This is a genomic window from Chitinophaga rhizophila (assembly GCF_019492185.1).
Taxonomy (GTDB): domain Bacteria; phylum Bacteroidota; class Bacteroidia; order Chitinophagales; family Chitinophagaceae; genus Chitinophaga; species Chitinophaga rhizophila.
In genome coordinates, this window is the sequence record NZ_JAICCF010000001.1 from 1,181,137 (window position 1) to 1,196,808 (window position 15,672).

Below are 15,672 nucleotides of genomic sequence, written 5' to 3' on the forward strand. Positions count from 1 at the left end.
TTTTATAAAATTCTCGCTGGTACTTTTTGTTCATTGCGAAGCTTGTTTTCGAATATTCGTACATTAACTTCTTCAACGGAAAGTATTTTGGACGTATTGGTGATTTCTTTGTCCTTTTTTCCAGACGATCTATCGTCTGCTCTTCCCTTTATCATATTTAATGCATGTTTCAGCTCATGGCCTAAGCCGATGAATGGCGGTCTCGTTGTACTACCGTTTACATCAACTCCACCTTCTTTCTCCCATGGACTATAGTATACAGTTGTGTTACTGCCATTACTTTTTGTACCATCTGATTTGAGATAAGCATCACCTTCATTGTCTGGGGTTGTTTTGTTTCCATATATGGCTTCGGTAATAGATACTATTTTTTCCGAGTTAATTGCTTCTTTTAGGAGATTTGTTCCTTCAGTCTTATTTCCACTGGCAACGACTGAATTGCCTCTTTCAGGCGTGCCCATCGCTAAGGCGGTCAAGGAATTCGACATATTATAGATCTCTACCTTCCCTGAAGGCAACAATATCAATTTATCACTTGTTAGTTGCTGCAAATCCCGAAATGTCAAATCTACAAACTTAGGATCTCCTTTTAAAATTATATCAGACGGTGCCATCCCATCAGAATCAGTAAATCTCACCGGATTATCAAACGCATAATTATAAGGCGAATGTCTTCTCATTTTCTCGGCAAGTGGATCCAAGACATTCCACCTACCTATCTGCGAGTCATACATCCTGGCACCATAATCATACCACTCCAATCCATCTCCATTACCGAATTCTCCACCCTGCAACTCCTTCCCATTATACTTAATCCGGTTCCCCGCATAATTCATACCTTTCAAAGCATTCGTTGATATCCCCACCATCGTCAACCCATACGGATAATAATGCGTTTCCTCCAGCAACGGTCCACTACTCAAACCCATCACCACATTATCAAAATACACATCTTGTTGACTCTCGTTACTCGTATACACATACAAATAACCACTCTTCGCTACCGGCATTCTTTCCACTCCCAGTTGTTGTAACTCATCCGGACTAGATTTCACCTGCCTTACCCCACTATTCTCCTCTACTAATTTAAAATCATCATCGAACATTACAAAATTCAAGTATGCTTTCGGACGATCTGACTGTCCATTATTCCCTTCGTTTTCCTTTAAACGCTGATAAGTATTCCCATAAAAATCGGCATTAAATAGTGTATTGTTAGAAAGCGCTCCATCATGTACTCCTTTCTCTTTAGCACCGCCTCCAAAAGCCTGTATTAAACCCGCTACCATATCTTCTACTGGTGCCCCCCGACCATTATCCTTTGGTCCGTTAGACTTATAAAAAGCACGTGCACTGATCTGCACAGTATCACCTGCCATTACCCTTAACACAAGTGAAGGACCTATCTTCTTTCCCTCAGTTTTACCGTTTAACCTGGCTACTGATTTATTCTCCGGAGTAGCTTCATCCAAGGGATAACCTGATGGCTTTTCCACCCGCGTCTCCTCGATATTGCTGAACAAGGCGGACTCCGTTGCCGCAGCACCGGTTTCCATTGTCGCTGCATACATGGTAAAGTCAGTCTGATCTGTCAACACAGTTCGCACATTACCCAAATGGTCCTTCTCAAAATAATCGTATACGTATACTACAGGATCACCTGTTTTGTATACTGGCCTTATACGCCCCTCTTCATGACCAATTAATTCGAGGCTGTCCTGCTTATAAACGAATACCCCATCGTAATCTGTCACTGTTGTCTTTGCCATACTTCCGCTATTATCCACGACAGTCTTACACAACTTATTACCCATAGCATCATATAAATAGGTAATCGTACCTTTTCCCACTATCGTAATTACTGAAGGTAAATTCAGATCATTATAAGTAATTGATGATATACGCTTATTCAAATCTGTAATCATATTACCATTGGCATCATAAGCATAATCTTTCACGGAAGTGTTACCATCTATAAAATCGCCAAGCTGCGCTGACTTCGTAATAGATGAGTCGATATCCCGAACACCCAATAATCTGTTGCTGTTTGACGGATAAGTATAAATCAAACTATCGATTGTCTTACTCGCTGTACCGATCATCCCTTTCTGTAACATTGTTTTGATGTTGCCATTGGCATCATAACTAAGGTTACTTACAGAAAAGTCCTTTACTCCCTGTGCCCAGCTGGCTCCGTTCCGTTGGGTAAAATAAGCGCCCGTCAACCGATTCGCCCTGTCGTAATTATAACCGTATGCAAAAGCGCTGTCTGCACGTGTCTTCCACTTTACACCTGCTATATTACCATTGAGCTGAGCAGCCGTAAAGCCATAATCATAACTCAGTTCCTGACCAAACCAGTTAGTGGTCACGTTACCACTATTGACAAAGTTCTTATTGATGCCCTGCAACCAACCACGGATATTATAAGTATAGTTTAATGTATCCAACATTGCCCCAGAGGTGGTTACTCCCAAGCGTTTAAGACGCAGCTGACCTAGCTCATTATAGCTGTTAGCTGCTACTGTCCGTTCCTGGGTGACATCATCATTTAAACGCTTCTTAACCGTTAATAACCGCCCACCATGATCATATGTCATACTTGTCCTTAGCGTAGTCTGAGGTATTGTACTTTTGGGATTCTGATGACGCAGGTAAGTTGCTAAAACAAGGCCCTTGTAACTGTACAACTTTGACATGACATCTTTTCCTCCGAGATTGTTCTCAGCTACTACTTGCACAGCACGTCCTTTATCATTGTAATAAGTAGTAGTTGTAAGCCATTTATCCGTTCCTAACACCCTTACCTTTGTGCCTGTTACCAGGCCGGTTGTCATACCTGTAACTGGCCTTCTATCTGGATAAAGCGTATCTGCTGCCTGTAGTTTAGTAGTATCACCGCCTACAAATGCAAGCTTACCTGCATAATCATAGTTATCATAAAACGTGTAGGTCAACGGCATTAGCGATGATGCTGGGATATCTGGCAACGGATTACTGGCTGTAATCGAAATAGTCTCCCCGGCTGACGGATTAATCTCCGCCACTAGCTCTGTGCCTGTGCCACTATCAAAGCCATCCAGCAGTGATATGCTCTTCGTAGCTGTATATAAGTCATTGCCCTCATGCGCATAAACATATAAATCCTCCTTCCCGGGAGCTGTATAGGCCACCGACTTTGAACCAGCGACTGCATTCATTCGTTTCTGTAAAGAGTCTGCCGAAATAGTTTGCTTATATATGCCCGTCATAGTGGGGCGATTCAATTCATCATAAAAGTTCACCAGCCACTCCATGGGTGACTTTGAACGTTGAACTGAATCCTGGATAAATACTAACCGGTCACGGTTATCATAAACCATAAAAACACGACCAGAACCCGATATCCGCTTCATAATCATTCGTTGGCGTCCATCATATTGATACTGATAACATAAACCAGTATCTACTGCTGTGGTAATGGCCCAGTTACTTTTGATCGACTCAACACCTTGGGGAGGAATAACGTATCGCAGATTGCCCAGGTCATCATAGACATAATAGGTACATAACCAGCCATACGCTCCGGCAGCTGGAGCATCTGCTATCTGAACCTTTTTTAAGACAACATGCCCATCCTTGTCTTTATACTCGACTACCTGGTTCTGTTGTTCATCAATACTTACGGTCTTGTATAACTGACCTGCACTATAATACCCGGTACTAGTAGGTAATCCGGACCCTACATTCCATAATCTTACAGAATCAGTTGCCACATTCACCAGGTAACGGGTCTCAACCGGCTTGCCTGACCAGCTATTCCCTGGCGCGTATGTTTTTAAAACCCGGTTTAAAGGCGAGGTCTCGAAGTCAGTTTTACTGTAAAAGATACTTTCTCCGATGACTCCCGGGTTCAGCACACCGTTCTTATAGAAATTACTTTGTGTCGTGAATGGATCAGTTTTAAACCTTCCATCGGCAGACGACTGATCTGCATAGGGCAAGTATTGATACTGCCGTCGCCCAAATTCATCATATACCTCGGTTTGTACCAGGTCCTTACCATTGGCGGTAATTCCTTTAGCCACTGTTTGTATAGGTCTGCCTAAAGCATCCAGGTACTGGGTCGTTTGCTTTACCTCTCTAACCTTTCTGGTAGTCGATGTCACCGCTCCAGTATCACTCAACGGCATATCCGGTTCCCAGGTCCTGACATAGTTAATATGTATTGGTATAAGATGATGGTAGCGGAACTGGAGTAGCGGTGCTACGTACTCCTCCTGGCTTTTGTGCAAAAAGGACAGAGGATAACAATAGGATTGCAACTAAGATAATTCCACGCAGTACACTAAATTTCATAGAGGGACTTACTTACTTTATAATTGGCGGCTAATACTTGCAGACAGTTTTACTTAGCTATTCTACTATAACAGGTATATTGAAACAAACACTATGGCACTGTTAATAAAAGCTCCACAAATATACAAAACCGATTTACCTCTCCAAAGCGTAATATAAAATTCGCAATTGGACTCTTAGTACTAGCCCTCACACAGCAGAATGTACATTAACTTACTAATTATCAAAATCATTTGGTTCGAAAGAGCTCCGCTACTGGGCACTACAGCGAATAGGTCGGAGATATCTCCGACCTATTGCTTTTTAAGGCCGTCCAGGGCTCCTCCGGTCGCCGAGCGGATCTCCTCCCAGTAACCACTCCTAGATATTCAGCACACCATTTTCAAGGAATGGATGCTCGTGAAGGCTAAAGACATAATCAGCGGCATCATGATGCGGATGTGTCTGAACCACGCCGGTATCCCAACAGGTCAACAGCGGCTATGCTTGTGGATTGACGGCATTAAGCCTGTTGATAGAATAAATAGTAGTATCACGTTTGGTAACGGCATCATTCATCGCATGAAATGCCCATAGGGGAAGCTTAGCGGCAGACACATAGTTAGCCCCTGTATTGCGTAATGCTGTATTCCAGGCAGCCATAGGTACCACAGCTGCCAACTTCCTGACATTGGCACTGGAACTGTTCAAATAATTAAACACCCCTGCTCCACCGTAACTATGACCCGTAAGATAGATCCTGTTGGTATCCGCTTTCAGTGAGTCTCTGCCATAATTAATCATCGCGTCAATATACTCAGTAGGCCATGTATCAGTTCCTGCCCTTGACAACGGACATAAAACAATAAACGCATCAGTTCTGTTATTCCATGGAAAATTCAATTGATGCCAACCAAGTTCACGCAGCGGACCGTAAGCCCTTAACTGCCACACAGGTGCATATCCCGAATCAGGGAAAACAGGTGTTAACGAGATCTTGTTACTGCGCTCTCCTCCCCCGTGAAGGAAGATAATCAGCGGATATTTCCTCGAAGGACTTGATACGTCATGGCGGGAAGGCTTGTACTGAAGAAAAGGTACCAGATGCCCCGTAATGGCAGCAACCCTCTTGGCCACTATCTGACCATTGAGATCACCTGATAAGCTTATAATGATAAAGAATGTGGCCAGGCATAACCCAACCAAGCGGGTAAAATTTGACATGTAATATTCTGTTTTGGGGTTATAAAATTGACTACAAATCTGACGTTAAATGAAACGCAAGATTACAATCATTGACAAGCGTAAAAAGATATAAACTAACTAATGAAATAAGGGCTAAACTAACTGAGCTAACAACAAAAAGCTATAGGTCTAAGGATATCTTTTGCGAATCTAAAGTTAGCGATTTTTAAGGTGACATCCAAAAATATTCCGGCAGAAATCTACCACCGCGTCAAATCATATTTATAAAATTTCTATCTTATAAATATACTACTAAGCAAATTTTTATATACCAATTCAGTTACTGCTTGTGAACTATTCCGTCGTCCCATACCTACCCAATACCAGCAATTTACAAACGGATATGGGTCAGGAAAAAATGACTAATCAGCGGACAATTTTCTCGCAAGTAGAAATAAGTTTTTAAATAAAACCAGCTAACAAGTTCTATCAAGTAACACTCCATCCGCCAAACAAGCCCTTATCCGAATTAGCAATAGCCAACCCACAACTACGTACAACATATTTAAACCTCAAACCATCTCTTTACCTATAACCGGATATGTTCACGAAAAATAAACAGCCCGTTTTCTACTAGTAGAAATAATGAAAGCAGAACGTGAATCAACCATATACCTACCTAATAAGACAACTGACAAACTCGAACATTTGTAACAACGGTCACACAACCGCTATGACAAACACTCTTCAATCCAGAACAACCAGCCTGTAATGGAGCTGTTACCGCTGCTGCTCAACCCAATGGCGTTGACACTAACATTAAAACACATTCACAAACTTCGGATCATTCTTCAACCCCTGTTCCAGCTCCTCCCTGTGCGCTTCTCCCCACTTCTCCATGACAATAATAAGCGGTACCAGATCATTTCCTAACGGCGTCAACATATACTCCACCTTCGGTACTTTCGTATTATATACCCGCTTCTCCAAAAAGCCATGCTGCACCAATTCCGCCAGCTGCTTATCTAAAACCCGGCGGTCGCCATTATGAATCTTCTTCTGCAACTCTCCCGGCCGTTGAAAGCCCTGAGAAATGTAATATATCAGCATCAGCTTCCACTTACCATTCAATAACTCTTTAAAAAAATGTAAGCCGCAATTCGTTTGTATCGATATCTTTTTTCTGTACATGGCGCAAAAAATAATTAAAACAGGCATCACTGAAAATACCCGCACAAATTTATCCGGTGTTGACTGGTGAACACGTGTAAAATAGCTTTGCATACAAAACAAAGCATATGTTGAAATTCACATTTTTAATTCGCCGGATCGATGGAATGAGTCATGAACAATTTGTAGACTATCACCGTCAGCATCATGCACCACTATTTACCTCTATCCCTGAACATCAAAGGTATGTCAAAAAATATGTGGTCTCTCACCCTGTCTCCATACCCAACTTCCCAGCACCCCCATACGATGCAATAACAGATATTTACTTCGCCTCTATGGAGGACTATACCGCCTTTTTTAAAAGTGAAAACTATCAACTAAAAGTTCATCCTGACGAAAGCAATTTCTTTAAGCTTGATGAAGTGATAAGTATAGTCAGCGATGAAAAAGTCGTAACTGATACGCGCATGTCATAATTTGAGAAATTGATGAAACACAGCGAACTGTATCCTAAACGCGATACAGTTCCTGTTTAGTTGAATACCTGGCAAATAACACCTTCGCTATAATATCATTATCTTATACCTTCCCCCTTTCACCCGCGGCTAACATCCGCTTTCATAATACACATGAAATGTTTCAACGGGATCAGCAAGTATCCTCCCTCCGCTCAAAACAAAACTCAGGTAAGATAATCGAGATTTCTTCCTTCTCATGTTGCCCCTTCCAGAATAATATCAAATTCACACTGGCTGTCTTTAACCTGTAATCGCCGAAATTATTCCTTATGTTTTTGATAAATCTACCCGACGGCTCTAACATCAATACCCCCTGCTTATTCAGACATTCCATTCCCTCCACACATAATTCATCCCCACTCATCATCTCCATAATCGCCTGCTGATTCTCCTTGAAATGCCCTAAGTTGACTTCTTTATAGACAAGGTGGATAGATATCTCCCCTGGTGCTGCATATTCCCTTACATCTTCTTCTATAGAACCATATTCCATAATAACCCTATCGAAGAGTGCCCTTGATAAAAGGTACAAAATCATTCACCGATCCTCTATGGAAAATGTCTCCTGCCCCTCACTTTGTTAGTATAGCCCTTACCAGATGCCGGCCAACAGCAGCGGGCGAGTACACTCATAGCAGACACAGCATTAATAGTATCTGAATGCTGGCTGGCCAAATTGATGCCTTTCGGGGAAATTAGCCTGAGAAGGGCTTAAACGTCATTTCAACGTATTGTTAATACGTCACTAAAAGGGCACCTCAATATCGGGGGGATATTGAAGTGCCCTTTTAGTGACCTTCAGGTGAGGTTATAATATGAAGACTTAGTCAAAAACAGACCGATCTATAAACAATGCTTATACCGGGATCCGGCTTACTCTGCCTTCAATGACTTTACAGGATTCATCAGTGCAGCCCTGACGCTCTGGAAGCTGACTGTAAGCAAGGCAATCAGCAGTGTGATCGCACCCACTATCAGGAATACCATCCAGTTGATCTCTATACGGTAAGGATACTTATCCAGCCATTGCTGCATGGCAAACCAGGCAATAGGTATGGCTATGAACAGGGCAATCAGTACCATCTTCACAAACTCCCGCGTGATAATCAGTAATATATTCATTACGCTGGCTCCTAATAGCTTACGGATACCAATTTCTTTGGTCCGTTGTTCGATGATCATGATCGCAATTGCAAACAGCCCCATACAGGATAACAGGATGGCAATACCGGACGCAATACTGAAGATCTGCGAAAACGACTGTTCATCCCGGTACCAGGCGTCTACATTCTCATCCAGGAATGAACCCAGGAAAGGTGACTGAGGGGCTACTGCTGTCCAGACACGTTCTAATTTATCCATCGCGCCTGTTAAATGATCAGGGGCAACTCTTACAAAAATGTAAGCGATAGGTTCGCTATGACTGATATGCATCGTAATAGGCTTTGCCGAACCAGCCGCAGAATACAGGTTGAAGTCCGGTATGAGTCCGATAATTTCAAAGCCGGGCTCATGCTGTTCAGGTTGGAAAACTTTCCCTACTGGATCCTTCTCCCCCAGCATCCTTGCCATGCTCTCCGTGATGATAACCCGACGCACTGAATCGCCGGGATATGCAGGATCAAATTCACGACCGGCAAGCAATTTTATATCTAATGTTTTCAGATAATCATAATCAATCAACAGCCAGTCGCTGGACACTTCCCTGTCCTTATAAGTAAACCCAAGGATGGATCTGCTGCTTATCCTATCTTTACCCTGGCCAAGATTAACACCTGTGCCGGTAACGGATAACACATCCGGATCGCGTAACAATACATTACGCATACGCTCCAGTGCCATTCGTCCATTCACATGACGCCCCACCGGTATACTGATTACTTCTTCTTTGTTAAATCCGACTGGTCTCTGGCGCAGGTAACTTACCTGCTGCACAGCAATCACGGTACAGCAGATCAGCAATGCTGACATGGCAAACTGACCTACAATCATGGAATTACGTAGCACGCCAGGACGTTTCATAGATACCTTTCCTTTCAATACCTCTACTGTATTAAACCTGGCCATTCTCAAAGCAGGATAACCGCCCGCTATTAAGGTAACCAGTACAAACACAGCACCGATCATACCCAGTACGCCTGGTTGCAGAAGAGCGCCCGGATGCAGCCTGGCCTGGAACATTCCGTTAAAAGAAGGCATCAGCAGGTATGCCAGTATTGCTCCGGCAATTACTCCAGTCAGGCATATAACAGTTGCCTCGCCCCATATTTGTAGAAAAAGCTGTGAACGCAGCGCTCCTAGTGATTTGCGGATTCCAACTTCCTTGGCCCTGGTAAAAGACCTGGCGATACTTAGGTTGATGAAGTTGATACAGGCAATCAACAGGATAAATAAAGCAATCCCCAACAAGGCAAAAACCAGTGCTATAGGTGCTCCTTTCCCTCCGGATAAGCTGGTATCAAAATGCACTTTCTCCAGCTGAATCAGCCTTAAAGCAAACAAGTCGCCCCGTTCATCCCGCCTGGCACCTTTCTTTTTCAGACGTTCCTGTTCTCCTGGAAAATACTTTACTGCAAATGGTTTCAGACGTGTTTCCAAAGCAGACGCATCTACGCCAGCGCCCAGCTTTACGAAAGATGTCAGCATGTAAGCATCCCACTTATCTTTCGCTGTAGGATAAGCGGCCAGGTTCTCTATCCGGGCAAGCGCGTCATATTGAACGGAAGAATTATCCAGACAATCTTCCAGCACACCCGTCACCTGGTATGTTTTCTTATTTTCTTCACTGCCTACCTGTATTTGTTTCCCAATTGGATCTTCTTCTCCAAACACTGTCTCGGCCATATCCCGGCTGATAACCATACTGCTCATTTCATTCAACACTGTAGCCCGGTTGCCTTTCAGCAAGGGAAATGAAAATACCTGCAGGAAGTCAGGATCTGTAAGTGTGATCAGCTTATCGAAATATTTCCCTTTATATTCTACCAGATTTTTTCCACTTACTACTCTGGCAGCAGCCTCCACCTCCGGATACTCAGCTTTCACTGCCGGAACAAGGGGCAATGGCATACCTGTGTTACGCTCTGCCTTTTCCGGTTCGTTAGCAAACAGGTAAGTTTGGAAAATACGATCGCCATCCTTATGAAAGCCGTCATAAGTTAGCTGACGATATACGATCAGGAATATAAAAATGCATATACAAAATCCTATGGAAAGACCGGTAACATTAATAAAGGTATAACCCTTGCTTCTCCAGATATTACGGAAAGCGATCCTGAAATAGTTTTTAAGCATGTGGCAATGTTTGAGATGGAAAGCGGTTGATCTTTCATTTACAATAAAGCAGCCAAACCGTCAAATCCAGTACCAGCAAGCATTGAGCAGATATACACCAGATAATTTTGTCCGGATATGGATGACAAATGTCCGCTTCCGGACATATTTCCTACTATTCCTGCCTGCCGATCAGACCGGGAAATTACTTACGAAATACGGAATAATTCATTCAATGAGTGTAACCGACGAGTTTTTTTATGGCATTTTACCGGTGATGACCAATGAGAAGACATTCACCTATTGAGAATATGCTGATAAAGGTAACAGGAAAACTTATTGAAAAGTATCACAATGGCGCATGTACGATAGTAGCTATGAACCGTATTAGTTATTACCTGGTGTCTGAATGCAGGAGACTATGGTAATGGGAAACATGGTCTCCTGCATTTTACACTATCACCTCGCAAGCAATTGTACTAATTCCCGGACGGGCATTGTAAAGGGCAAGATATGAGAGCCGATAGTCACTGTACGCTGCTTTTTATGGATACCGGTAATGCAGCTGACATTTACAAGGAATGACTGACTGATTCGGATAAAGCCATTATCTTCCACTTCTCTTTCTACTTTAGACAGAGACTTAATAAGCACAAACGTATTACCATTCATCAGATGGATATGACTGTAGCAATTGTCTGATTTGAAGAACAGAATAGAAGAATAATCAACAACGTGAATAACGTCGCGGTGCGGGATCAAGAACTTATTTACTGGCATAATAAGGTTGTCGGGCTAAGGGTTTCTGATTACAGGTATGCTATTCCTGATATCTCTTCATCAGGATCGTGTATTACTAAAATATAGTATTTAGCAATAAACATCTGTATTATTTCTTAGCCATTTTAGCTTTTAACTTCCAGCTGGCTGCTTATTTATATAACCTGACCATTTAGTACTACAATCCTCATTGGCACTTTGGAAGAAATGGTGTGTACATATATCTCCCGTGAAAACCGTCCCAGCTGTTCCGCATGAAGAATCCCTCTGATATATCCGGTTTCTCCTGGCTTTACCGGCTGATCCGGCCATTTAAGTTCTATACAGGGACAGGAATGTTCCGCTTTGGTGATGACAACATCCTTCTTACCTGTATTCAGAAACTTAAAAGCGAAAGTATAATTAGCACCTTGATTAATGATGCCGCATTCATGTTTAGTCTCAACAAATGTGTAACTAACACTATCACTCCCGGTTTCTGGTAGCTCGTTCTGATTTTCGGAGAATGCGATATTATCAATAAGGTTATCATAAATAACTTCATCAGAGGGCGTGAATTGCGGTTTCTGGAGCTGCCTGATCCAGGCATTACTTTCTTTAGTCCCTACAGCTGATAGTTGATTGGCTAGATAGATATTGTAGGGGTAAACAGCTATTTCTGAAGATGCCTTTACCAGTTGGTACGCTGAGTCATGATGCCCTTCTTTCATCATCAGATATGCTTTCATATTTAATGATACAAGCTTTTTATAATCCAGGGTAGTAATAGGCAGGCGGAACATCTCACGGAAAGTATATTCACTGATGCCTATTTTGCTTAAGTCATCTATAAGAAAATTTTTATTATTGGGAAACCCGAATGCCAGCAGATTCGCATCCTTATCAAAGAAGTAAGGAAAGGGAAAGGATGGGCATTTAACAATCTGCGCAATGTCAGTCATAGCAGTATCTGTAATATTAGCCTTATAGCAGATGTAATCCTGATTCAGTATTTTCTTAGTCTCATTTATGGAATCTAACTTTTTTGCAAAGGCGTTACAGATACCGCATGATGTATCTGTAATCAGCACAAACACCTTTTTATTTTCTTTACGTGCCTGTTCAAAAACATCCTCGATCCGGCCGGATGCATACTGTATAGGTTGTTGCCGGCAAGAAAAAATAATCGTGAAGATCAGGCAGATCAATATGTATCTCATTATTGGAAATCTTTTAGAATGAAAGAAAGGCAGCCATGATAGATGACTGCCTTATACGGTTACTTTTTCAATCGTGCAACCGGCTGACACTGCCAGTAAACATCATGTATTTTTACACATCTGTAGCCGGATGTACAAATAGTACCACCAGTCCAGTTGATACCACCACATTGCTGCCAGGGTGCAACGGGGTTCTGTGCAGTAACGCTGAGTAAAAAGAAAAAGGAACACGTTGCGGAAATGAGTAATGCTTTCATAGTGTTTTGTTAGGATTAAGATTAACGAACTATCATTTAAATCTACACAAAGAAATCAAAGCTGGTAGTAGCTGGTACTGAGTATTAAGAATATGGCGGAAAAGCTCCTGAATATTGCTACTTTTCCGTTGAATTGGGATGTATATGTTTGTTCAAGCAGTTACATTTAATTCCCGTCCGGTACTCAATACAGCTATTTTATAAATACAGAAGCCTGCATGTATATATGCAGGCTTCTGTATTTATAAAATATACGGATATCATTCTCAAATACTGTATCATCCATGATACCATTCTTCATACTACACTTTGCGATATCCGGCAACACCCATCAGCGAACCGGTTAAAGGATAGTAGTAGTTAGCAATATCAGCGCCGGCAGCAGTGCTGGTAGCAAACTTCTTATTCTCGTATGCACCAGTACCCTCAGTTACCTTGGCATTATTCTCAAGGTAGATATAGTGCTTAGGATATATAGTACCTTTACCGTTTAATGGTGCGATGAGCGCATTTCCATTTATAAGGTTAAGACCTGTCTGACCGGTATGACCGTTAATACGAAGACAGTTACCAGTGGTATAGGCAATTGTGTTGTTAGTGAAGGTAACAATTGCATTATCACTACCTCTCATGCTAACACCATCCAGCTGACCATTACGAAACAGGTTGTTTGTAAAGATATGCTTAGAACCATTAGCACCGGAGCCGTAGAACTGGCACAATTCACCCCATCCATCATGAACATAGTTGTCATGCGTATTAGTGTTTGTGGTTCTGCCACCGATAAGGATACCACCATTATGTGCATAGTTCTTCTGCATCGCCCAGTTAGTAACTTCGTTATTATATACTTCCAGCTGATCTATGGCAGAGGTCTGAATACCATCAAGGCCTATATTCTCGATGAAGTTATTGTAGATCTTCACATTCTGCCAGATGATAGGCTGTACGTACTGGCGTCCTGCAACGAATCCTGAAGGGGCACCGTAGTATGGTACATTGGATGTCAGATCCCAGTATGTTGCAGTATGTCCGATATACATTGCCTCATTGGTTGTATTTTTAATTACCAGGTCATGTATAGACAGATTCTGCATAGTAGTATTAGGATATGCAGTAGTTGCATCGTTCTTAACAGGATCTGTTTTAGCTACGATTCCATTACCGCCGTCCTGGATGGTAAGATTGGAAATTTCTATGTTGTCAGATTTATTTCCGATCTGCAGGTCATAATAGGCAGCTTTTGCAGCTTGTTTGGAACCGTTAATTACGATAGAGGATGTACCTGATTGTCCACCGAATTTGATGTAGTGGCAGTTCCACAGTACGAATCCAACAGAATAAGCACCACCATTCCAGGCAGGATTACCAATGTTCACGGTAGTTCCGGCTGAATTACGGATAATAATAGGAGCTGATGCACTGCCGCTGGTATTGGTTACCTGAATAGATTTGAAAGTACCTTTCAGATTGATAATATCGCCAGGCTGATACACTTTATTGGCATTATCGATCACTAATCTGCCATTTACGTCAGGCGTTAGGGTAAATTCTCTTCCAGTAGTTGCGGTGACTGCGACTGTTTTGTCTGCGTTAAGTTTCTCGTCAAAAATTGCTTCTTTTTTACAGCTTATAGCAAACAATAAAGTTGTGGCTGCAATCAGTGATTGCGCGTAGAAAGTTAAGTTCTTCATCTTTAAATTAGGATATGCGTTTAAAATTCCGGCTTTAATTAGTCCGGGTAGGTTTCTGTTGTGGTTCGATTCGCTTATGGTGTCATTACTAGCCGGTACAGCTGATCCCGGCATCATCTCAGATTCTGTATATCTACATTACTGGCATTCTTCGTAGGTGATTCGTGTATTCGTCTATATGGTTTGGTATGATATAAGCGAACGAAGTACCAAAAAGCGAAAACCCTACAAATAAGTTGTAAATCAATTGTTTATGAAATATGCCAAAGTAAGTATTTGTCCAAAATATGGAAATCTGGACCATGAATCGGAATTGCTGAGCGGAAAAAGCAGGTTATGCTGCTTTGCAGGCACTATTCTGGCATATATGACATTCCGAACGCGACATTTTTTGGAAAAATGGAATGGCAGAGGCTATTATTGTCTATAAAGCAGGGTATCTTTGTACGTCCATAAACACCCATCATTAATGATAAATATTAATACAGCACACTCATATGCATTGGCAGACGTTCTGTTCACCTTTGCATTAGATTCTGAAGCAGCCGATGTATTTGAAGGAAACAATACAGTTATTACTGGTATAGGTAAGGTAAATGCAGCCTATGAACTGACAAAAGCTATCCAGGACAAAAGGCCCTCATTGATTGTGAATCTGGGTTCTGCCGGAAGCAGCTTCTTCAAAAAGGGGGATGTGATTTGTTGTACGAAGTTTGTACAACGTGATATGGATGTAAGAGGCCTGGGATATGCGCAATATGAAACGCCACTATCAGGTCTGCCTACTATACTGGAGTATGGCCTGGAGATGGATGGCCTGCAAACAGGCATCTGTGGAACAGGAGACAGCTTTGAGATGGGATATGCGTCCAGTATTTACAATGTAGTAGACATGGAAGCTTATGCCCTTGCCATGATAGCCATGAAAGAAAACATACCATTCCTGTGTCTAAAGTACATCTCAGATGGCGCAGATGATAATGCAGCTGAAGACTGGACCGTCCAGGTACATAAAGCTGCCGTAGCATATGGCAATTTGTTGAAACTGAATAAAAATATGCTGGCTTAGTCCCCCTAACCGGGCAATAAACTTTGTAGGTTTAATAACCTTTATCATACATCCACCAGTTGTAAATAGGCAGAAACGCTGTATTTTAATTGGTGGATGTATCCTTGTCACCCCCCGACCTCCCTGAACATTTAAGTATCTGCGCAGATTTATAGCAGCACTGTGTTTTACTACACTCATACTGCTGATTTTCTAACACATCACTCA

At 42.1% G+C, this 15,672-nt stretch carries 12 protein-coding genes; 3 read left to right on the top strand and 9 right to left on the bottom strand.

Going from position 1 to position 15,672, the window contains the following annotated elements; genetic code table 11:
• Window positions 1–2: 2 nt before the first annotated feature.
• The 3 genes from K1Y79_RS04355 to K1Y79_RS04365 all read right to left on the bottom strand — a co-directional run bounded on the left by K1Y79_RS04355 (window position 3) and on the right by K1Y79_RS04365 (window position 6,693).
• Window positions 3–4,274: a DUF6443 domain-containing protein gene (locus K1Y79_RS04355; RefSeq protein ID WP_236059486.1), complete on the bottom strand. Its 4,272-nt coding sequence runs from the start codon at window positions 4,272–4,274 to the stop codon at window positions 3–5.
• Between the two features lie 544 nt (window positions 4,275–4,818).
• Window positions 4,819–5,541, bottom strand: coding sequence for a carboxylesterase family protein (locus tag K1Y79_RS04360; protein WP_220248774.1), 723 nt, complete (start codon window positions 5,539–5,541; stop codon window positions 4,819–4,821).
• A gap of 780 nt (window positions 5,542–6,321) precedes the next feature.
• Window positions 6,322–6,693, bottom strand: a complete 372-nt coding sequence (locus K1Y79_RS04365; RefSeq protein ID WP_220248775.1) for a winged helix-turn-helix transcriptional regulator — start codon at window positions 6,691–6,693, stop codon at window positions 6,322–6,324.
• Between the two features lie 107 nt (window positions 6,694–6,800).
• Here K1Y79_RS04365 and K1Y79_RS04370 point away from each other — a divergent pair, with 107 nt between their 5' ends.
• A complete protein-coding gene (locus tag K1Y79_RS04370; protein ID WP_220248776.1) occupies window positions 6,801–7,151 on the top strand; it encodes an EthD domain-containing protein in 351 nt (116 codons plus the stop codon).
• Window positions 7,152–7,323: 172 nt separating this feature from the next.
• Here K1Y79_RS04370 and K1Y79_RS04375 read toward each other — a convergent pair whose 3' ends face one another.
• Together K1Y79_RS04375 and K1Y79_RS04380 are read right to left on the bottom strand one after the other, a co-directional pair.
• On the bottom strand, window positions 7,324–7,686 hold the full coding sequence (locus tag K1Y79_RS04375) for a hypothetical protein (protein ID WP_220248777.1): 363 nt from the start codon (window positions 7,684–7,686) through the stop codon (window positions 7,324–7,326).
• A 380-nt stretch (window positions 7,687–8,066) separates the two neighbouring features.
• Window positions 8,067–10,487, bottom strand: a complete 2,421-nt coding sequence (locus tag K1Y79_RS04380; RefSeq protein WP_220248778.1) for an ABC transporter permease — start codon at window positions 10,485–10,487, stop codon at window positions 8,067–8,069.
• A gap of 263 nt (window positions 10,488–10,750) precedes the next feature.
• On the opposite strand from K1Y79_RS04380, the gene K1Y79_RS04385 reads away from it, so the two are divergent.
• The gene (locus tag K1Y79_RS04385; RefSeq protein ID WP_220248779.1) at window positions 10,751–10,894 is read left to right on the top strand and encodes a hypothetical protein; all 144 of its coding nucleotides are present in this window, start codon (window positions 10,751–10,753) and stop codon (window positions 10,892–10,894) included.
• A 31-nt stretch (window positions 10,895–10,925) separates the two neighbouring features.
• On the opposite strand, the gene K1Y79_RS04390 is transcribed toward K1Y79_RS04385, so the two are convergent.
• The 4 genes from K1Y79_RS04390 to K1Y79_RS04405 all read right to left on the bottom strand — a co-directional run bounded on the left by K1Y79_RS04390 (window position 10,926) and on the right by K1Y79_RS04405 (window position 14,396).
• On the bottom strand, window positions 10,926–11,246 hold the full coding sequence (locus K1Y79_RS04390) for a LytR/AlgR family response regulator transcription factor (RefSeq protein ID WP_220248780.1): 321 nt from the start codon (window positions 11,244–11,246) through the stop codon (window positions 10,926–10,928).
• 155 nt (window positions 11,247–11,401) lie between these two features.
• Entirely contained in the window at window positions 11,402–12,445 is a 1,044-nt protein-coding gene (locus K1Y79_RS04395) for a DUF1573 domain-containing protein (RefSeq protein WP_220248781.1), read from the bottom strand.
• Window positions 12,446–12,504: 59 nt separating this feature from the next.
• Window positions 12,505–12,702 carry a hypothetical protein gene (locus K1Y79_RS04400; protein ID WP_220248782.1) on the bottom strand — a complete coding sequence of 66 codons (198 nt, stop codon included), beginning with the start codon at window positions 12,700–12,702 and terminating at the stop codon, window positions 12,505–12,507.
• 302 nt (window positions 12,703–13,004) lie between these two features.
• Window positions 13,005–14,396 carry a right-handed parallel beta-helix repeat-containing protein gene (locus tag K1Y79_RS04405; protein ID WP_220248783.1) on the bottom strand — a complete coding sequence of 464 codons (1,392 nt, stop codon included), beginning with the start codon at window positions 14,394–14,396 and terminating at the stop codon, window positions 13,005–13,007.
• Window positions 14,397–14,865: 469 nt separating this feature from the next.
• On the opposite strand from K1Y79_RS04405, the gene K1Y79_RS04410 reads away from it, so the two are divergent.
• Window positions 14,866–15,465 (top strand): 5'-methylthioadenosine/S-adenosylhomocysteine nucleosidase family protein, encoded by a 600-nt coding sequence (locus tag K1Y79_RS04410; protein ID WP_220248784.1) that lies wholly within the window; start codon window positions 14,866–14,868, stop codon window positions 15,463–15,465.
• Window positions 15,466–15,672: the final 207 nt, after the last annotated feature.